Annotated in this window: 20 protein-coding genes; 7 read left to right on the top strand and 13 right to left on the bottom strand. The window is 48.4% G+C overall.

Annotation, left to right across the window (positions count from 1 at the left end):
- Nucleotides 1-58 precede the first annotated feature (58 nt).
- The 3 genes from DWZ40_RS04970 to DWZ40_RS04960 all read left to right on the top strand — a co-directional run bounded on the left by DWZ40_RS04970 (nucleotide 59) and on the right by DWZ40_RS04960 (nucleotide 2,613).
- The gene (locus DWZ40_RS04970) at nucleotides 59-1,471 is read left to right on the top strand and encodes an alanine/glycine:cation symporter family protein (RefSeq protein ID WP_347560046.1); all 1,413 of its coding nucleotides are present in this window, start codon (nucleotides 59-61) and stop codon (nucleotides 1,469-1,471) included.
- A 107-nt stretch (nucleotides 1,472-1,578) separates the two neighbouring features.
- Nucleotides 1,579-2,172: a LysE family transporter gene (locus tag DWZ40_RS04965; RefSeq protein ID WP_118541341.1), complete on the top strand. Its 594-nt coding sequence runs from the start codon at nucleotides 1,579-1,581 to the stop codon at nucleotides 2,170-2,172.
- Nucleotides 2,173-2,205: 33 nt separating this feature from the next.
- Nucleotides 2,206-2,613, top strand: coding sequence for an HI0074 family nucleotidyltransferase substrate-binding subunit (locus tag DWZ40_RS04960; protein WP_118541339.1), 408 nt, complete (start codon nucleotides 2,206-2,208; stop codon nucleotides 2,611-2,613).
- A gap of 95 nt (nucleotides 2,614-2,708) precedes the next feature.
- Here DWZ40_RS04960 and DWZ40_RS04955 read toward each other — a convergent pair whose 3' ends face one another.
- The 10 genes from DWZ40_RS04955 to DWZ40_RS04910 all read right to left on the bottom strand — a co-directional run bounded on the left by DWZ40_RS04955 (nucleotide 2,709) and on the right by DWZ40_RS04910 (nucleotide 13,794).
- Nucleotides 2,709-3,287, bottom strand: coding sequence for a bifunctional precorrin-2 dehydrogenase/sirohydrochlorin ferrochelatase (locus DWZ40_RS04955; RefSeq protein WP_182431620.1), 579 nt, complete (start codon nucleotides 3,285-3,287; stop codon nucleotides 2,709-2,711).
- Nucleotides 3,288-3,360: 73 nt separating this feature from the next.
- Nucleotides 3,361-5,808 carry a hydroxymethylbilane synthase gene (gene hemC, locus DWZ40_RS04950; RefSeq protein ID WP_118541335.1) on the bottom strand — a complete coding sequence of 816 codons (2,448 nt, stop codon included), beginning with the start codon at nucleotides 5,806-5,808 and terminating at the stop codon, nucleotides 3,361-3,363.
- 89 nt (nucleotides 5,809-5,897) lie between these two features.
- Nucleotides 5,898-6,692, bottom strand: a complete 795-nt coding sequence (locus tag DWZ40_RS04945) for an HAD family hydrolase (RefSeq protein ID WP_118541333.1) — start codon at nucleotides 6,690-6,692, stop codon at nucleotides 5,898-5,900.
- Nucleotides 6,689-7,276 carry a xanthine phosphoribosyltransferase gene (locus DWZ40_RS04940; RefSeq protein WP_118541331.1) on the bottom strand — a complete coding sequence of 196 codons (588 nt, stop codon included), beginning with the start codon at nucleotides 7,274-7,276 and terminating at the stop codon, nucleotides 6,689-6,691. Before DWZ40_RS04940 ends, DWZ40_RS04945 begins: the two co-directional genes overlap by 4 nt.
- A 40-nt stretch (nucleotides 7,277-7,316) precedes the next feature.
- Nucleotides 7,317-8,378 (bottom strand): trigger factor, encoded by a 1,062-nt coding sequence (gene tig, locus DWZ40_RS04935; RefSeq protein ID WP_182430607.1) that lies wholly within the window; start codon nucleotides 8,376-8,378, stop codon nucleotides 7,317-7,319.
- Nucleotides 8,379-8,548: 170 nt separating this feature from the next.
- Complete coding sequence (locus tag DWZ40_RS04930) at nucleotides 8,549-9,949, bottom strand: aminopeptidase (RefSeq protein WP_118541327.1); 1,401 nt, start codon at nucleotides 9,947-9,949, stop codon at nucleotides 8,549-8,551.
- 137 nt (nucleotides 9,950-10,086) lie between these two features.
- Nucleotides 10,087-10,545 (bottom strand): D-aminoacyl-tRNA deacylase, encoded by a 459-nt coding sequence (dtd, locus tag DWZ40_RS04925; protein WP_118541325.1) that lies wholly within the window; start codon nucleotides 10,543-10,545, stop codon nucleotides 10,087-10,089.
- Nucleotides 10,546-10,556: 11 nt separating this feature from the next.
- The gene (locus tag DWZ40_RS04920) at nucleotides 10,557-12,359 is read right to left on the bottom strand and encodes a glycerophosphodiester phosphodiesterase (RefSeq protein WP_118541323.1); all 1,803 of its coding nucleotides are present in this window, start codon (nucleotides 12,357-12,359) and stop codon (nucleotides 10,557-10,559) included.
- 3 nt (nucleotides 12,360-12,362) lie between these two features.
- A complete protein-coding gene (locus DWZ40_RS04915; protein WP_118541321.1) occupies nucleotides 12,363-13,025 on the bottom strand; it encodes a GTP pyrophosphokinase family protein in 663 nt (220 codons plus the stop codon).
- A 43-nt stretch (nucleotides 13,026-13,068) separates the two neighbouring features.
- A complete protein-coding gene (locus tag DWZ40_RS04910) occupies nucleotides 13,069-13,794 on the bottom strand; it encodes a S1 RNA-binding domain-containing protein (protein WP_118541319.1) in 726 nt (241 codons plus the stop codon).
- 207 nt (nucleotides 13,795-14,001) lie between these two features.
- On the opposite strand from DWZ40_RS04910, the gene DWZ40_RS04905 reads away from it, so the two are divergent.
- From DWZ40_RS04905 to DWZ40_RS04890, 4 genes are all read left to right on the top strand, one after another.
- Nucleotides 14,002-14,754, top strand: coding sequence for a phosphatase (locus DWZ40_RS04905; protein WP_347560045.1), 753 nt, complete (start codon nucleotides 14,002-14,004; stop codon nucleotides 14,752-14,754).
- A complete protein-coding gene (locus DWZ40_RS04900) occupies nucleotides 14,747-15,685 on the top strand; it encodes a LysR family transcriptional regulator (protein ID WP_118541317.1) in 939 nt (312 codons plus the stop codon). Before DWZ40_RS04905 ends, DWZ40_RS04900 begins: the two co-directional genes overlap by 8 nt.
- Before the next feature lie 88 nt (nucleotides 15,686-15,773).
- On the top strand, nucleotides 15,774-16,169 hold the full coding sequence (locus tag DWZ40_RS04895) for a transcriptional repressor (RefSeq protein ID WP_118541315.1): 396 nt from the start codon (nucleotides 15,774-15,776) through the stop codon (nucleotides 16,167-16,169).
- Between the two features lie 106 nt (nucleotides 16,170-16,275).
- Entirely contained in the window at nucleotides 16,276-16,818 is a 543-nt protein-coding gene (locus tag DWZ40_RS04890) for an NADH peroxidase (RefSeq protein ID WP_118531709.1), read from the top strand.
- Nucleotides 16,819-16,974: 156 nt separating this feature from the next.
- On the opposite strand, the gene DWZ40_RS04885 is transcribed toward DWZ40_RS04890, so the two are convergent.
- The 3 genes from DWZ40_RS04885 to DWZ40_RS04875 form a co-directional block, all read right to left on the bottom strand.
- Nucleotides 16,975-17,157 carry a hypothetical protein gene (locus DWZ40_RS04885; RefSeq protein WP_118541313.1) on the bottom strand — a complete coding sequence of 61 codons (183 nt, stop codon included), beginning with the start codon at nucleotides 17,155-17,157 and terminating at the stop codon, nucleotides 16,975-16,977.
- Nucleotides 17,158-17,244: 87 nt separating this feature from the next.
- A complete protein-coding gene (locus DWZ40_RS04880) occupies nucleotides 17,245-17,769 on the bottom strand; it encodes a hypothetical protein (RefSeq protein ID WP_147354136.1) in 525 nt (174 codons plus the stop codon).
- Between the two features lie 233 nt (nucleotides 17,770-18,002).
- Entirely contained in the window at nucleotides 18,003-19,049 is a 1,047-nt protein-coding gene (locus DWZ40_RS04875) for a Fic family protein (RefSeq protein WP_118541309.1), read from the bottom strand.
- Nucleotides 19,050-19,193 lie beyond the last annotated feature (144 nt).

Raw genomic sequence — 19,193 nt, 5'->3', positions numbered from 1 at the left:
ACAAATTATATAATAGAACCATTGCAGCAGCTGTGCCTCCCTGCGCAGCTGCCAAAACATGATTCAGAAAGGATTTTTACCATTGATTACAAAGCTCATTGAAACCGTTTATGCCTTTTTGTGGGGTGATCTGTTTACCCTTCCGGTCATGGGAAGCTCTGTGGGCATCTCCCTGATGCTTCTGCTGCTCATCCCGGCCGGAGTCTACTTTACCATCCGTACCCGGCTGCTTCCGGTTCGCCTGTTCTCTGACATGATGAAAGCCCTGAAAGAGAAAAAAGAAACGCCGGACAGCCTGTCCTCATTTCAGACGCTCATCATCTCCACTGCCACCCGTGTTGGCATGGGAAATCTGGTAGGCGTCGTAGCTGCAGTTTCCCTGGGTGGTGCCGGTGCCGTATTCTGGATGTGGGTGACTGCCCTTCTCGGTGCTTCTACTGCCTTTGTAGAAGCTGCTCTGGCACAAAAATACAAAGAACCGGACCCTCTTTACGGCGGCTATCACGGAGGACCGGCTTACTACATTCACCATTTTGTCGAAGCAAAAACCGGAAAAACCCTCAGACATTCCCTGACTGCCTCCCTGTTTGCCATCTCCGGCCTGATCTGCTGGTGCGGCATCAGCCAGGTAATCAGCAATTCCGTAAGCTCTGCTTTTGCCAACGCATTCCGGATTCCGCCCATCGTCACCACGATCCTTCTGGTATTACTGGCTGCAGTCATTGTGCTTCGGAAAAACGCAACCATAAAAGTTCTGGATATTATGGTTCCGATCATGGCGGTTGGTTTTTTCCTGCTTACATTGTTCATCATCCTGGTCAATCTGCCAAAGCTTCCGTCCGTATTCAGCCGTATCTTTTCAGAGGCCTTCGGCATGCGTCAGGCGGTATCCGGCGGTTTCGGAGCTGTTCTTATGAACGGGGTCAAGCGCGGTCTGTTTTCCAATGAAGCTGGTTCCGGCTCCGCTCCCTGCGCGGCTGCCGCCGCCCAGAGCAAAGATCCGGTCCGTACCGGTCTGACCCAGTCGCTTGGCGTTCTGATTGACACCCTTGTAATCTGCAGCTGCACTGCCATGATCATGCTGCTGGTTCCGGAAGAGCTGACAGGCGGCCTTACCGGCATGGATCTCCTGCAGACCGCCATGCAGTACCACCTGGGATATGCCGGTGTCATTTTTATTGCAGTGACCCTGGCTTTGTTCAGCTTCTCCACCTTCATCGGCATTCTCTTCTACGCCCGTTCCAACGTGGCATACCTCTTTGGAAACCGCTGGTGTTATCAGACTGCCTACAAGGTGCTGGCTCTCATCATGCTGTTTATCGGTGGCCTTGAGCAGTACACGGTTGTCTGGGATCTGGGCGATGTCGGGATCGGACTGATGACGCTGTTTAATATTGCGGTGCTCTATCCGATGTCAAAGGAAGCGCTGAAATTGCTGAAAGAGTATGAAGAAAAGAAATATTCTAAATAATTAAGAAAATATAAGCAATCTGTATTTTTGCAGCCGACGCAGCAAGTACACAAAGCAATGGAACAGATTGCAAATTATACGAACACAAGAAAAAGGAGGAATCACTCATGCCGCTGTCCGTCCTGATCGAGATGACCATCTCCGCCATCCTTACCGTGTGGTCACCCGGTCCCAACAATATCCTGCTGCTTTCCACAGCAAGCAAATACGGGGTATCCGGCAACCTGCGCTTTATGACTGGCATCTGGAGCGGTTCCCTCACGCTGATGTGCCTTTCCGGACTGTTCTGCAGCACGCTCGGCACGGTGATTCCGGGCATCCAGCCCGTTATGAAATATCTGGGCGCAGCCTATATCCTCTATCTGGCGTGGCAGACCTGGAAACGGCGCCCACCGTCCGACCAGGTGCAGGAAAAAAAACCGACCTGGCTGATGGGCTTTGTCCTGCAGTTAGTAAATGTGAAGATCATCATCTACGGTCTTACCATGTTTTCCGCTTACATCCTGCCTTACGAGTCCAGAATTTGCATACTCTTTTTCTTTGCCGTTTATCTGATGATCCTTGGCGCACTCGGAAACCTGATCTGGGCATTTGCCGGTAATGTGCTGAAGCGGTTTTACACCCGATATTATAGACTGATGAACGCTGTTATGGCATTGCTGTTGGTGTGGTGTTCACTGCGAATCGTTGGTGTGATGTGATAAACGCATATTCATTGGAGGATATCAGAAAATATGGAAAACAAATCTATTAACCGCTACAACACGTTCTGCAAAAGCTTGAAAAATCTGGAGAAGAGCAAGTATGCGGATCCATCTGCTGATTTTGTATTAGAAGGTACGGTTTTGAATTTTAGCCTTACCTTTGACATTGCCTGGAAAGTCATGAAAGACATTCTGGTGAAAAATATGGGAATTCTGGATTTTGCCACCGATTCTCCCAGAGAGACTCTGCAACAGGCTTTCACAAATCATTTGATTGATGATGACACCTGGATGCAGATGCTGAAAACTCGAAATCAGCTTGCACATGACTATGACGGAAGCTTTGCTGCCGAGAAATTCAGAGATATTATCGATATGTACTATCCGCTGTTTTTACGTTTTCAGAAAGTTGCTGAAACCTATTTGCAGGCATCCTAATCAGACAGCACCATCACTGACAATTGCTTTTAGCTATATGTATGATAGAAAAAAGACCTTACACATTCAACTGTGAAAATGTAAGGTCTTTCTTTTTACAATGATTCGAAGTGTATCCTCTCCATCCACTCCCGCAATCCGGCAGCCACCCGCTTCACCAGACCATGATTCTTCCCACCTGCATTGACTCCAATCACAACCGGATTTTTTCGCACAATGGCAGGAAACTGGAAATCACACTGGTTCTGATCCCCCGCATGATTCACAGGGATGCCACGTTCCCGGCAAAGACGTACAATTTCATCGTTTACGACCGGATCATTGGTAGCTGCGATAACCAGAAATGCCTGGTCCAGATCCTGTGTCTCAAAAACGCGATGCTTCCAAACCAGAAGTCCTCTCTCCGCAAGTGTTGGAACCGAAACGCTTTTGCACTCCCAGTGATTTTTTTCACGCTCATTCGATCTATCCGGCAGCTCATTGCGTTCCGTCCAGCCATCTGTAGTTTCTGTATCACGTACCAGTGCAAAATCCGGCGCCACCACCGTCACATCCGCACCAAATTCCACCAAAACCGTGGCGCGCCGGGCTGCAATCTTCCCGGCTCCCACAATTAATATGTTCTTTCCCTGCAAATCTACAAATATTGGGAAATATCCTGTATCATGTTCCATACTTCTCTCCATGTTACTGTTTCCACGTTGCGCAAATGCATGCCGCGCAGCCACTGTTTTTGTTTCAACCAGTCTACAGCATTCCCTCCACGTCTGCCTGAATCACTGCAGCGATGCCTTCCGCCGTGTACTCCACCGCATCTGCATATACCAAAAGTCCCAGCTCTTTCATGGTTTTTGTCGCGGATGGACCGATGGAAATGAGCTTTGCAGTCAGTTCTGCTTTTACCTCCGGCTCCAGCATCGCTGCCAGTGCCTGTGCTGCCGAACTGCTCGCTACCGTCACATAATCCACTTCCTGGATCACACGGTTTAATTCTTCTGCACGGCGCAGGTCAGTCCAGGTCTCATAACAGCCGATATCATCATACACAATTCCTGCCTCTGCCAATGCCTGCGGCAGTACCCCGGAACCATGTTCCGCCCGGAATAAGGCAACCTTCTCATCCGGTTTTAACGTTGGGATCCACTCGGAAGCCAGGTCCGCACCAGAAAAAATCTCTGGTACAAAATCACTCTGGAAACCATGACGCAAAAGTGCAGCTGCAGTTTTCCGCCCAATGACTGCAAACTTCACGTTCATAAGGCGGCGCAGATCTACCCCCTGTTTTCTTAACCGTTCAAAGAATATATCCACTCCATTTCCACTGGTGAACACGATCCAATGATATGTGCCAATCTGGCTAAGTGCCAGCTCGATCTGTTCGTTCCACAACGGTCTTGTTTCAATCAGGCTCAAAGCGATCAGTTCTGCACCAAGCGGGCGGATTGCTTCTTCCATTTCCCGGACAAAAGTCCTGGTTCCCGTTGCCAGAATCCGTTTTCCGGACAGTACGCCCCGTCCAAACCAGGACAAGGTATCCTTTAACTCCGCTACGGCACCGATCACAGAAATGGCCGGTGTTTTCAAACCGGCTTCCGCAACCACTTTTGCAATATGTTCCAGATCTGCCTTGACGCTTCTCTGCGCTGCTGTGGTTCCCCGTTCCAGCACTGCCACCGGTGTGTGTGGGTCTTTTCCATTCGCAATCAGATTTGCAGCGATCTGATCCAGATTTTTCAGTCCCATCAAAAACACCAGGGTTCCCTCTTCCTTTGCAAGAGTCCGGTAATCCAGTGAGGACTCTTCTTTGCTGATATCCTCATGTCCGGTGATGACATGAAAAGAGGAAGCCAGACCACGGTGTGTCACCGGAATTCCGGCATAGGCCGGAACACTGTAGGAGGAAGAAACACCCGGCACAATTTCAAACGGAATATCCATTTTGGATAATTCCAGCGCTTCCTCTCCGCCGCGCCCGAAAATAAAGGGATCCCCGCCTTTTAACCGGACAACCAACTTCCCTTCCAATGCCTTTTTCACCAGAAGTTTTGAAATTTCTTCCTGTTTCATATGATGACTGCCGGAGCGCTTGCCTGCGTAGATCAACTCTGCATCCAGACGGGCTTCATTTAAGATGGAACCGGAAATCAGGTTGTCGTACACGATCACCTCTGCTTTCCGCACGCAGTCCAGTCCTTTCTCCGTAAAAAGTCCGGCATCTCCCGGACCGGCACCCACCAGATAAACCGGTTTGCAGCGGACCAGAACTGCCAGATCATGTGCCAGTTTTTTCGCGCTTTTCAAAAGATCTTCCTGCACCAGGACCTCACTGCTCCGGTACTCCGGGTGCACGCCGTCTCTTGCGTACATCACATCCATAGAAAGCTTCCTTGTCTCCTCATCCAGCCGGCAATGCGCGCCGCATGGCGCATTGCAGCCGCCGCCAAGAATCGTCAGAAATTCCCGCTCTGCCGTCAGCTCCGCTTCCGTCTCCGCAGAGTGAATGGCCTGCATAATTTCAGACAACTCTCCCTCCCGGATTTCTACCGCCAGGATTCCCTGACCTACTGCCGGTACGAACTTCTCCCGGTCCAGATACTCGAAATACAGATTGCCAGTAGAGTCCGGCTGTTTTTTATCTTCGCAAAGTTTTTTCCCATCAATTTCCAACCGCCTTAACCCGGCCGCCGCCAGCAAAATCCCGTCATACTGCCCGCCCTTTAACTTTTCCAGCCGGGTCTGGACATTTCCGCGCAGCAGTTTCACCTGCACCTGCGGATTCATCTGCCGGATCTGGATCTGTCTGCGCAGGGAACTGGTTCCGATCACACTGCCAGGCGCCAGTTTGCATGCCGGAGTGCCTGTTGTGGTCACAAGCACATCCGAAGCGTCTTCCCGTGAAAGGACTGCCCCCAGAGCCAGACCTTTCGGGAATTCCATCGGCATATCCTTGGCGCTGTGAACTGCCATGTCAATCGTTCCTTCCAGAAGGGCTTCCTCCAGCTCTTTGGTAAATACTCCTTTTCCTCCAAAACTGGTCAGCGAACGGTCCAGGATCTTATCTCCCTTCGTGCTCATCGGCACAATTTCGATCTCTAAAAATGGAAAATGTGCCAGAATCACTTCCCGCACAATTTCCGTCTGGACCATTGCCAACCGGCTCTTTCTTGTTCCGATCCGCAATGTGTTGTTATTCATTTACAATTCCTCTGATTTCTCATTCACTTTTTGTGTTGCCACTCACGCACAGCGCAGACAACAGCGGATTTCCCGCACAGTCATGGCTTTTATTCCTGTAGTAATCCAAGCTTCTCCATGGCATACCAGATGCCGTCCTGCTCCACGGTTTTCGTCAGAAAACTGGCATACGGCTCCAGTTCCGGGCTATGTTTTCCCATAAGCACTGCATTCGGCACATGCTCAAACATGGCCATGTCGTTGGTGCTGTCGCCGAATACATAAGCATCCTCAAGCGTCAGTCCGTAATGCTTTAATACCACGTCAATGGCAGTTGCCTTGCTGAAGCCCTCCGGAACACACTCATAAAAGCCGTCTCCCCGGTCGATCACAGAAATATCCAGATCCAGGTTCCGGAAAAAGCCGGTCCGGTCACTCTGCCCGTCGGTCAGCACACAGAACTTATTTACTTCCTCATCTACCGCTTCCGGCGCAATCCACTCCACCAGCTTTCCGAAATTACTGCGGAGCTGCTGCCCAAACGGCATACGGCCGGAAGCGCTGCAGTAATAACAGGTTCCCGGTCCCTCCAGGAAGATATCCGCGTCAGAATCTACCGCAAGTCTGGCAATGCGCCGGACCTGGGCAGCTGGCATCAGCCGGTTTAAGAGAATGTTGCCTTCGGATTCCACATAGGTTCCGCAGCCGCAAAGCCAGCCATCTGCCTCGGCAATATTGTGGATCTGTTCCGTTTCCCCGTAGGAACGCCCGGTGTTGATAAAAACCAGATGTCCCAGTGAGCGGGCAATGGAAATGGCTTTCTTGGCACTCTCTGGAACCGTTTTTGTTACTTCACTGAGTAACGTTCCATCAATGTCAAAAAATAACGCTTTTCTCTTACTCACGCTTCATCTCCACGGAACACGATCGTGCCCGTTTTTTCATCCATACTGTCAACGATCGCAAGGGACTCCAGACGAATGCCCTTGGAGCGGATGATATCTCCGCCTACCTGAAAGCCTTTCTCAATGACAATGCCCGCTCCTACTAACTCTGCGCCGGATGCCTCAACCAGGGCAGCCAGTCCCTCCAGGGCCTTTCCGTTTGCAAGGAAATCATCGATCAGGAGAACCTTATCGCCTTTTCCAAGAAATTCTTTGGAAACAATGATATCGTAAACACGTCCATGGGTATAGGATTCTACCTTGCTGGTGTAAACATCTCCAGCGATATTCTTGGTCTTTGTTTTCTTTGCGAATACCACCGGCACATGAAACTGCTGTGCAACCACGCAGGCGATGCCGATTCCGGATGCCTCGATCGTAAGGATCTTGTTGATCTCACAATCCGCGAATCTGCGCTTGAACTCCTTACCGATCTCCACGAAAAGATCGGTGTCCATCTGATGATTCAAAAAACTGTCTACCTTTAATACGTTTCCTGCTTTGATCTTCCCATCCTTGCGAATTCTGTCTTTTAAGAGCTGCATCTGGATATCCCCCTTATATATTCTGGTATTTTTATTTTCTTTATTTTACTACTGCGTTATCAGCAATGAAATCTACAACCTTGTATGTCATGGCAAGTTCATCAACCAGCTCATCCCCGTATGCATTCTTTAATGTTTCTACATCGGTTCCAAACTGTTCTGCCAGATTTTCGCGGTCAGCATCCTCGATCGTGAGGCCCTCTTTTTCTGCAATTGCCTGGATCAGAAGCTGCTGTTTGATGCCGGTCTCTGCTGCTTTTCTTAAGGTTTCCTTGAACTCATCTTCTGTCTGTCCGAGCATTTCTGCATAACTTGCAATGGTCATTCCATAGTTTGCAAAGGAAGTCTCATAGCTGTCGACCTGGCTGTTATACTCCTGCTCAACGGCTGCTTCATTCAGGCTGTACTCCGAATTATCCACAGCTGCCTGGAACGCATCGTTTTTGATCTGCTGCTCTGCATCCTGCTCTTTTTCATCCTGCAGCGTTGCCATGGTGTCTGCACGGAATTCATCTACCGTAGAGAAATCAGAAACACGCTGTACGAATGCATCGTCCAGAATCGCATTTTTCTTCTCTTCGATCTTGTTTACGGTTACATCAAACACAACGGCCTGTCCTGCAAGGTCTGCATTGCCATAATTTTCCGGAAAAGTCAGGTTCAGACTGCGCTCTTCTCCGGTAGATGCGCCGATCAGTCCATCCTCAAATCCAGGGATGAACACTCCGGAACCCAGTTCCAGTTCATAGCCTTCTGCGGTTCCTCCGTCAAAAGCCACGCCATCTTTCATGCCAACGTAATCGATATTGACGGTGTCGCCTTCCTGGGCCGGGCGATCTGTGATCTCCGTTACTTCCGGGTTTGCCTGCAGAATGTTTGCGATCCGCTGGTCAAGTTCTGCATCGCTCACCGTGGTATCTTCTTTGGTTACCTCAACCCCTTTATACTGGCCAAGGTTGGTCACTTCACCCTTATCGGTGATTTCTGCCTGGGTCTCACTTGCAGCAGTGGTTGTCTCGGCGGTATCGGACTTCTTGCCGCATCCTGCTGCCAGAAGTACTGCTGCTGCGCAGCAAAGAGTCAGTCTCACATGTTTTCTCATAATTGTTGTCCTCATTTTGTCTTTCTCAATATTCCATAGCAATTCAGCAAATCGGCGCCAAAAACTGCGCCGATTTTCCGGATTTGCGTATTTCCTACAGTTATAGCATATTGCAGGCGTGAAAAAAAGCATTTCTTCATAATTTCATATTTTTTTCATTTCCTGTCTGCTTATTTATAAAAAGCACAGAATGCTTTGTATGTATTGTATACATCCAGTTTGGAGGAAAGCTCAAACGGTGCATGCATGGAAATGATCGGCACGCCCAGATCCACGGTGTCGATATTTAACTGGGCAACCAGTTTCGCGATGGTTCCGCCGCCGCCCTGGTCTACTGCCCCCAGTTCGCCGTTCTGCCAGTATACGCCGTTTTCTTCCATAATGCCGATGACCTTTGCCATGGTCTCTGCGCTGGCATCATTGGATAAGGATTTTCCGCTGGATCCGGTGTATTTGGTCAGTACGCAGCCCTTGTTGATGTAGCAGGAGTTTCTTGCCTCATACACATCGGCGAACGTCGGGTCAAATGCAGCATTGACATCGGAAGAGAGGCACAGGGAATGTGCATAAACATCCTTCACATCGGTCTTTTGCATCTGTGCCAGACGCTCCAGATACTGCTTTAAAAATTCTGAATTCATGCCGGTATTTCCGACAGAACCGATTTCTTCTTTATCCGTAAATACGGTCACCGTGGTAAACTCTGGATGCTTTGTCTCCATTTCTGCCATCAGGGCAGTGTAGGCGCAGACACGGTCATCCTGTCCATAAGCACCGATCATGCTGCGATCCAGTCCGATATCCACTGCTTTGTAGGCCGGTACCATCTCGATCTCGGCACGGCAGAAATCTGCTTCTGTAATGCCGTAGCGGTCATGCAGAAGTTTTAACGCCAGCAGTTTCACCGGCTCTTTCACGCTGTCATCCACATATGGGATCGAACCGATGATGACATTGAGTTCCTCACCTTTTAATCCCTCGCTTAACTTTCTCTCATTCTGTTTTGCTGCCAGATGCGGAAGCAGATCGCTGACGCAGAACTGCGGATCTCCCTCTGCCTCACCGATGGAAATATTCACGATTTCCCCGTTTTTCTTCACAACCACACCATGCATGGCAAGCGGCGTGGTACCCCACTGGTATTTGCGGATGCCTCCATAGTAATGGGTCTTGAAATAAGCCATATCATTTTTCTCGTAAACCGGATTCGGTTTTAAATCCAGACGCGGAGAATCGATATGCGCGCCATTGATACGGACGCCTTCCTTCAGCGGCTTTTCTCCAAATGTTGTCATGACGATCGCTTTTTTGCGGTTGATGAAATATACTTTATCGCCCGGCTGGTACTGTTTTGCAAAGTCCATTTCGCTGTAACCAGCTGCTTCTAACCGTTTTACAGCTGCCGCTACGCACTCACGCTCCGTCTTTCCTTCATTTAAGAATGCCTTATATCCTTCACAGAATGCTGCAGCCTCATCGATCTGCTGCGGTGCTTCCTTTCCAATATGCGGGAAAGAAAACGTCAGCTGTTCTTCCAAAAGTTTTCCTTCGGTTTTTTCTTTTTCACTCATCGTATCTTCTCCTCTCTTCGTCCGGCCTCCTGACCGAAACATTTCTCGTTTGCGCAACGCGTAAACCATAAGCGTTTCTCTGCCGTTCCCCTATACAGGACCGGCCAGTATCTTGTAATCCTATTGCTGATTTCTGTCTATGCATGGATGCCCTGCTCGTCAGCATCCAGGACCAGGGTAAATGGTCCGTCATTTAACAGTTCTACTTTCATGTCAGCGCCAAAGCTTCCATGCTCCACTTTTGGAACATACTGCCTGCAGCGCTCCACAAAATATTCGTAAAGCTGGTTGGCTTTATCCGGTGCTCCCGCCTTGATAAAGCTCGGCCGGTTGCCTTTGTGGCAGTCCGCATACAATGTAAACTGGCTGACAACCAAAAGCTCTCCTCCCACATCCGTCAGGGACAGGTTTGTTTTTCCGTTTTCATCGGCAAAGATCCGCAGCTTGCAGATCTTATCTGCCATTTTGTCGGCCACAGTCTCATTGTCCTCATCGGATACGCCAAGAAGGATCAGAAATCCTTTTTTGATCGCGCCAATGACTTCCCCATCTACTTTGACACTGGCCTGTGTCACTCTCTGTAAAACTACACGCATTGTATTTTCTCCTATCGCAATACCAGTCTTAAATATTCAAACAGGGATTCCGTAGTTTCTTCCCGGTAGACGATCTCCCTTGCCAGCACCGGCCGGTCTGTGATAATGCCATCCACCCCGAGAAGGGTCAGCCGCTCCAGTTCACTCTTGGTGTTGACCGTCCATGCATAGACTGCCTTACCTTGTTCATGGGCATTCTGCATCAGGGCAGAGGTCACAAATCCGGAACGAATGCTGATAAAATCAACATCCTCATTGGAATAAAAATTTCCATAAGCTGCAGAAATAATATATCCGGTACGGATTTCCGGCAGCACCTCTTTTACCCGTTTCAGATAAGACAGGTTCGTCGAAGTGATCACGCACTGGTTTTCCATCCCGTATTCTTTGATCAGTTCTGCTGTTTTTTCCGGCAGTTCGCTGTTCTTTCCTACATATTTGATTTCTACATTCAGGTTCAGTTTCTGGTTGCACAACTCCAGGACTTCCCGCAATGCAGGGATCCGGGTGCCCTCATATTCCGGTGAAAACCAGGATCCCACATCCAGTTTTTCCAGATCCGCGAAGGTCATGGACGCAATCGACCGGTTTACCCCTGCCACACGTTTCAGACTGGCATCATGTCCCAACACGATCACTCCGTCCGATGTCATCTGCACATCGATCTCTGCACTGTCTGCCATCTCTTTCATCGCCGCTTCGAGAGCCGGAATCGTATTTTCCGGCGCAGAAACAGAACTTCCGCGATGCGCCGTGATCTCGGTCTCAATCAAAAGTTCTTTGGAAAGTTCCGAGCCATTGCGAACCAGATCGTAAATATAAAACATTCCGACACAGACCGCCGCCGTCAAAACAACAGCCAGGGTTTTGCGGTTTACGCTTCCCTTTGCCGGGTATCCAAAATCCCATCGTTCCGCATGAAATCTGCGGTTTCCATACTGATAATAAACTACGGAAAGTGCCGCATACACTGCCACCGTTGCAAGCATGGATGCCAGATAGGTGATTCCGGTTTCCAGGCGGTCAGCTGCTGAGAGAAGCACTGCCATTGCAAGGCTTTGCCGGAAAAACCGCAGTACACAAACTGCAGCAATACACACAGAAGCCGCATACAGGGCCATGGCAGACACGATCACAGTCAGTTCCCAGAACATAGCCAGAAATGTAATTCTTCCTTTCCGCTTGTGGGTCATCTGCCAGCTTCGTACCATACCGCTGTGAAAGTGTTTCTGCTCAATCATACAGCCATACGCCGTGAGCGACCTCGGAATCAGCGCAAGAATTCCAAAGATCAGCAGGATCAGCAAAAATGCCACTGCGACTGGTTGTTTCCGAAACTCCTGAAAAATAAAATTTGCCGGTTTATAGCGGACAATCGTCCGTAAAATAAAAGGCAGCTGGATCAGCAGATACTGGGCTGTCAGAAACAGCGGCAGGCGCCAGTTGTGCTTTACGATCTCATCTTTCAGTTTCTGCAGGCCGCCCCACAGGATATGCAAAGGGGTCAGCTTCTGATAATAGGCTGACCCCTGAAATGCGGTAATCAGTCCGGCCGTCTCCAGTGACAGGATCAGGATGCCGACAAGCGCTACGGCAGCAAATATCAGCAATGTCACCGGCCGGATCAGAAAGTTTCCGATATTCGCCGGTGTCAGATAGCTGTAGCCTGCCGCTTTCAGCGCCAGCCGGATTCCGCGGCTGACAAGCCGCATATAGACCGGTGTCGTGATTCCACGGTATAAAAGTTCGAACAAAAAAATATGTTTCCAGTTCTGCCGTATGATCTGCCAGGTATCTTTTGTTAAGCTCTTCATAAATTACTCTTTCGGCTCCGGTTCGTCCTCCTGGGCCTTTCTGGTTTCCAGGATCGACTGATTCAAAGAAAACATCTTTGCATCCAGCATATCGACCATGTCGGCACATGCCTTCAGCTCAGCCTGCAGCGAATCCGGACCGCTTCCTTCAAACTTATAATAGATCTTATGTTCCAGGCTGGCCCAGAAATCCTGCGCGATCGTGCGGATCTGGATTTCCACCTTGGTTTCCACCGGACCTTCCGTGAGATAAATGGGGATCGTCACCACCATGTGATAACTTTTGTAGCCGTTTGGCTTGGGTTTGCGGATGTAATCCTTCACATAAAGAACCGTAACGTCTTTTTGTCTGGCGATCATGTCCGCGATCTGGTAAATATCCTGGTTAAAAGAACAGATGATGCGGATTCCCGCAATGTCACTGAGTTTCTCTACCATGTTTTCAATGGTGACCTCATAGCCATTGCGCTTCATTTTCTTGACGATGCTGTCCGGAGTCTTGACCCTGGATTTGATGTGTTCGATGGGCGTATGCCCATACATATGGATGAACTCTTCGTTTAAGATCTCAATTTTGGTGTTGATTGCCTTCAGTGCCGATTCGTACAGAAACATGACAGAATTCCATTGATCCAGCTGACTGTAGGCATTTGGGATATATACCAACCCTATCCCTCCTTTGATTGATGCGCTGCAGCCGGAAAAAATCTTAGAACTTCAGACCCTGCAGCAATGCGCCTAAACCAGTCGTTGCCTCGCCGGTCTCTTTGTAGTCGAATTTTTCTACCGGCTCTTCCGGCTCGCCGTCTGCAGTCAGAGCTTTCATGCTGAGACTGATCTTGCCGTCTTTTACGCCGGTAACCTTTACGGTCACGTTCTGACCCTCTTTTAATACTACGCCCGGATGTTTGATGCGCTGGTTGCTGATCTGGGAAACGTGTAAGAGTCCGCTTAAACCATTCTCCAGATTGATGAATGCGCCGTAGTCCTTTAAGCTGTCTACGGTACCATTCACAACAGAACCAACTTCAACAGCAGCAAGTTTCTCTGCACGCTCTGCTGCCTTTTTCTCCTCCAGGACTGCTCTTGCGGAAAGAACCAGTCTCTTTTTCTCCATATCTACCGTGATCGGAACCACCTCGAGGTGCTGACCTACCAGATCTTCCAGCTTCTCAACATAGTGATCTGCTGCCTGGGATGCCGGGATAAAGCCCTGAATATCGTCGACAAATGCAACCAAACCGCCTTTGACAGCCTCTTTTACTTTTACCTTTAATACGGTTTTATCCTGCATCTGCTGTGCAAGCTCTGCCCACTTTTCTGCGTCCGGACCTTCCTGATCCTGATATGCATTACTGCGGCGTGCGTCATATTCCTTATAAGATGCCTCCAGCTCGCTGGCAAAATCTTCCATTGTTTCTTTTACTTCGCTCATGATGTTTACTCCTTTTCCCGTTCCCTCTGGGAACGTCTCAATACTACTACCCACTTTACCATATTTCCTGTCAATTTGCTATAGTTTTCTGGTTTTCTCCCGAAAAGCGTGTTATAATTTTCATGTTGGAACCGGACCGTCCTGCCCGGATCCGGCAGGCTTATTTTGATTACATCCATGTCATATTTTATCAGGAGAACTTACACTATGATCCACGATATTTTAGATCTTCATACCCATACGATCATGAGCGGACACGCCTACAATACCATGCAGGAAATGCTCCGCTCTGCATCCGAAAAAGGAGTGAAACTTCTTGGCATCACCGAACATGCCCCGCGCATCCCGGGTGCCTGCCACCCCTTTTATTTTATTAACTTCAAGGTCGTCCCAAGGCAGCAGTTCGGCGTTAAGCTGATGCTGGGCTGTGAGCTGAACATCATCGACTATGAGGGGAACATGGACTTAGAACCCCGCTATGTGAACGGGCTGGACTTTGCCATTGCCAGCATCCACGATCCCTGCTATACCAGCGGCACCGTTGCCCAGAACACGGCTGCCTACCTGGGCGCCATGAAAAATCCGGCTGTTCAGATCATCGGCCACCCGGATGACGGACGTTTCCCGGTCGATTACGAGACCCTGGTCTGCGCCGCAAAGGAGAACCATGTACTTCTCGAAGTCAATTCCAGTTCCCTGCATCCGCAGTGCCACCGCCTGAACGCAAAGGAAAACTATATCACCATGCTGGAACTGTGCCGCCGCCACAGGGTATCCGTCATTCTCGACAGCGATGCACACAGTGATGCCGACGTCGGCAACCACATCCGTGCCTGGGAACTGCTTCACGAGATCGATTTTCCAGAGGAGCTCGTTGTCAATTCTTCGATAGAAAAGGCGGCGCAGTATATTCCTTATCTGAACCAGCCACTCTATCTTGGAGGTAACGTCCATGATTAACTTTTTAAACCTGGAATACTTTCTGGTGGCCGCCGAGGAACTAAACTTTACCAAAGCAGCCAAAAAGCTTTTCATCTCCCAGCAGTCCTTAAGCAACCATATTTCCAATATGGAAAAAGAGTTCGATGTCATCCTCTTCAACCGCACCACACCCCTGACCCTGACCTACGCAGGTCAGGCTTTAAAGGAAAAGGCAAAACAGATGCTGGAACTGCGCGACGAGACCTACCGGCAGCTTGCCGATATCAAAGACTTCTCGGTCGGTCAGCTGACACTTGGACTTTCCCATACCCGCGGCCGTGTCATCCTGCCGGAAATCCTGCCTGTATTTAAGGATCGTTTTCCGAACATCGACTTAAAGCTGATCGAGGGCAATTCCTCCGAACTGGCAGACGATCTTCTGCACGGCAACATCGATCTGATCATCGACATGCTTCCATTTAAAGTAGAAAATGTCGAAACCGTACCGATCTGCGAAGAGGAGATCCTGCTCGCCGTCCCGGACAGCATTCTGGAACATGCATTTCCGGGGCGCTTAAAAGAGATCAAAGCCCAGCTTTCCGAACATACCGACTTAAAGCTTCTGGCAAACTGCCCGTTTCTTCTGATCAACAAAGGAAACCGTGTCCGAACCATTGCGGACGAGATGTTTGAGGAAGCCCAGATCACACCGGATATCGTGCTGGAAACCGAAAATATCCAGACCGTCCTTGCCCTGGCTGAAAAAGGCATGGGAATCACCTTTTATCCGCGTATGTTCATCTCCGGCCGGGAGGAAGCGCAGGAAAAAGCCAGGGGACAGTCCGTTTTAAACTTCTACTCCCTGGACTATCCAAAAGCCCACGGAATTTTAGCCATCGGTTACCACAAAGGTCATTATATGTCGCAGGCAACCAAAGAATTCATACAAACTGCAAAAGAAATGATTTAAGGGAAAAAAGACTTGACAGTCTGCTTTTCATTTGCTATAATCCAATCATAGTAATTATTACTATTATTTATTGATGAAAGGAGCCGCGATGAAAACATTAAAATACAGCCGTCAGAGGGAATCCATCAAAGCTAGTCTCATGAACCGCAAGGACCATCCGACTGCAGACGCCGTATGCGCAAGTATTCGCGAGGAATTCCCGAACATCAGCCTTGGCACGGTCTACCGAAACCTAAACCTCCTTGTGGAGTTAGGGGAAGTCCAGAAGCTCACCTTTGGTGACGGCAAGGACCACTTCGACGCAGACACCAGCCTGCATTATCACTTTGTATGCAGAAGCTGCGGTGCTGTCATCGATCTTCCCATGGAGCCGCTTTCCGATATCGATGAGAAAGCGCAGGCCTGCACCGCAGGAGAAGTGGACGCGCACACCGTATTCTTTTTTGGACGCTGCGCAGAGTGCCTGAAACAAGCGCTTCACTGACAGATTCCGGCAGGTCAGTGCCGATATCTGTCAACACAATATAAACATTCAGCAACACAAAAGCTGCTGGAAATTACAAAATTCACATGTAAAGGAGAACTGAGTTATGAAGAAATGGGTTTGTACTGTATGTGGTTACGTTTATGAGGGAGATGCTGCACCGGAGTTCTGCCCGGTATGTAAGGCACCGGCTTCCAAATTTAAAGAGCAGGCTGGCGAGATGACCTGGGCTGCTGAGCATGTAGTAGGCGTTGCACAGGGTGTCAGCGAAGATATCTTAGCAGACCTGCGTGCAAACTTCGAGGGTGAGTGCTCTGAGGTTGGTATGTACCTGGCTATGGCAAGAGTTGCACACAGAGAAGGCTACCCGGAGATCGGCCTTTACTGGGAGAAGGCAGCTTACGAGGAAGCTGAGCATGCTGCAAAATTCGCAGAGCTGTTAGGCGAAGTAGTAACCGACTCTACAAAGAAGAACCTGGAGATGCGCGTTGCTGCTGAGCACGGCGCAACCGAGGGCAAGTTTGACCTGGCTAAGAGAGCAAAAGCTGCAAACCTCGATGCAATCCATGACACCGTTCATGAGATGGCAAGAGACGAAGCAAGACACGGCAAGGCATTTGAGGGGCTGTTAAAGAGATACTTTGGTTAATCGATAAAAACTCTACAAGCGTGGACTGTAAAACAAATTACAGATACAAAACGCCAGAATCGGGCAATACCGGTTCTGGCGTTTTGTATACTTCTATTTTTGTATCCTTCTGTTTCATACTTCTGTTTCTATCTCTGGCAATCCTGAAAATTCAGGCTAAAAATCCAGTTTACATTTGTGAAACGCAAGAACAGTCAGTCCATTGATGCTGTTGTAGCTTCTGCTCACAGCCTGATAAAACTCGCTGCCAAGCATGACCGCAAAAAAGAGAATGACAAAAACCAAACGCGAAGGGCGGCGGAAAACACGATGCAGATCCGCATGAATGTAATTAAGCATGTTTCTCTCCTCCTACCAGATTGAAATAAAAATTCTCCAGACTTACCGTCTCATGCACTTCTTCCAGAAGCTGGATGTCTACGTCACCTAAAAGTTTGTATCAACCGGGAAATCGACGATAAACGGAACAAGCTGCAGGGAAAACAGGTTTGTACCGTCGGTGTTGCAAAGATAATCTGTCAGTTCATCAAGTGTTGAAATTTTTTCAATTTTTTCAAGGTAAGGGCGCAGAGGCTCCGCCCCCTGAGCATTGCGGGTCTTCGCATCGCTTCCGAAACCGATTATGGTATGAACCAGTTCCTGAAGATGGATCAGGGCTTCCTCCGACATGATGTTGGTGTCAAGTCCCGAAACATCCGAAGGATCCGCTGTCATAAGATAATACAGATTCTCATCAAACTGCTCCTGAATACCGGTATACGGAGAATACGCCTCTTCTCCTTTGCCAAGTGGTTCAAGTAGCCAGTCTTTGTTGATGACCGTGTAAAAGTCATCTTTGAGATTGACCGGAGTGTTTTCATCAATCGAACCGTCAATCGTGGAGTTGATCCATTTGGAGTCTGACGAGATGGTCTCGTTTTTCACGACCGGCCTTACGATATTGTCCCTCATCTGGTAGCAGAACAGCCGACCAGCATGGAGGCTGCCATCAGCCCAGAGCATAGCCTTAGAAAAAACGGCTTATTTTTCATATCCCAGAATCCTTTCTTTCGTAGTTTATACAGAAACATATTTTTGTTATTATAGCAAAACAATTGTCACGAATTGGTCACCTTGCGGCAGATTTCCTACAGTAATTCCTGTTCTTCCTCTTCTTTCTCTGGTTCAGACCGTTACAGCTAAGATCAGGCCTTGCTATATCGCGATGCTTTGCCTGAACCAATCCGCTTCACGCTGCCACTCCGAACCATGGCTCCCAAAACCGCTTCCACTGTTGTAGGGCTTACGTCTGGCAGAATTTTACAGATTTCTGCTTTTGACATTGGCGTCAGGCTGTTCAAAACGGTCGCCTCTACACGTGCTTTCTTCGTAATCTTTTTCCCATTTACTACCGCAAAACGCTTATCTAATTCTTTATAGCACAGGTACAACGTGGAAAGAAAATTTTCAATAAATGGAAAATACGTATTTTCATTCGTATCCCAGCCATCTGATGATTGCTTTAAGGCATTATAGTAATACGCCTTATAAAGGTTGATTTGTTCTTCGAAAGAAACATATTTTCCTGCATCAAAACCATTTTTGTAGAGCAAAAGAATCGACAGCAGACGCGACATCCTGCCATTGCCATCACGAAATGGATGAATGCAAAGGAAATCCAGGATTACACACGGAATTAATAAAAGCTGATTGATGTTAGCATCATCCCGGGCATCCAGATAGGCAAGAACCATCTGTTCCATTGCATCCGGTGTCTCTTTCGCCGATATTGGGCGAAACCGGACCTTACGCCTCCCATCCGCGTCAATTTCTAAAATCACATTATCGTCTGTCTTATATTGCCCACCAAATCCATTTCCCGTAAAACTCATCAAAATTTCATGCAGATGCAAAATATCTCTTTCACAAAAATCCATATATTCATGTCCCAGATGGATTTCACTTAAGGCATCGCGGTATCCGGCAATCTCCGCTTCGTTGTGATTTAAAGGGGCACTGTTCTGATTCACAATTTCTGCAATACGTTCATCGCTGGTAACAATCCCTTCTATCTCATTGGAACTTTTAATTGACTGTACCTTTGCCACTGCCTCTAATTCTGTAAATATCTGTGCATACTCTGCCTTGCGTATACCTGCCATCGTTTTTAGTTCTGCAATATTCATGGTCAGGTTCAGTAAATTTGATGGCAATAAACCATTATTCAAAAACGAATAATCAAATATTCTCATATTCCACCTCTTTCTGCATATGATTATATCATTTTATATGCAGAAAAGCAGCCATTATCTGCATATATTTTATCCTTTTATATGCAGAAAAACAGCCATTATCTGCATATATTTTATCTTTTTATATGCAGATAATGACCGTCT

The organism is Clostridium sp. AF32-12BH (assembly GCF_003477935.1).
GTDB lineage: Bacteria > Bacillota > Clostridia > Lachnospirales > Lachnospiraceae > Brotaphodocola.
Note: the sequence above shows the minus strand (reverse complement) of the source record. Positions and strands in the feature narration are given on the sequence as shown.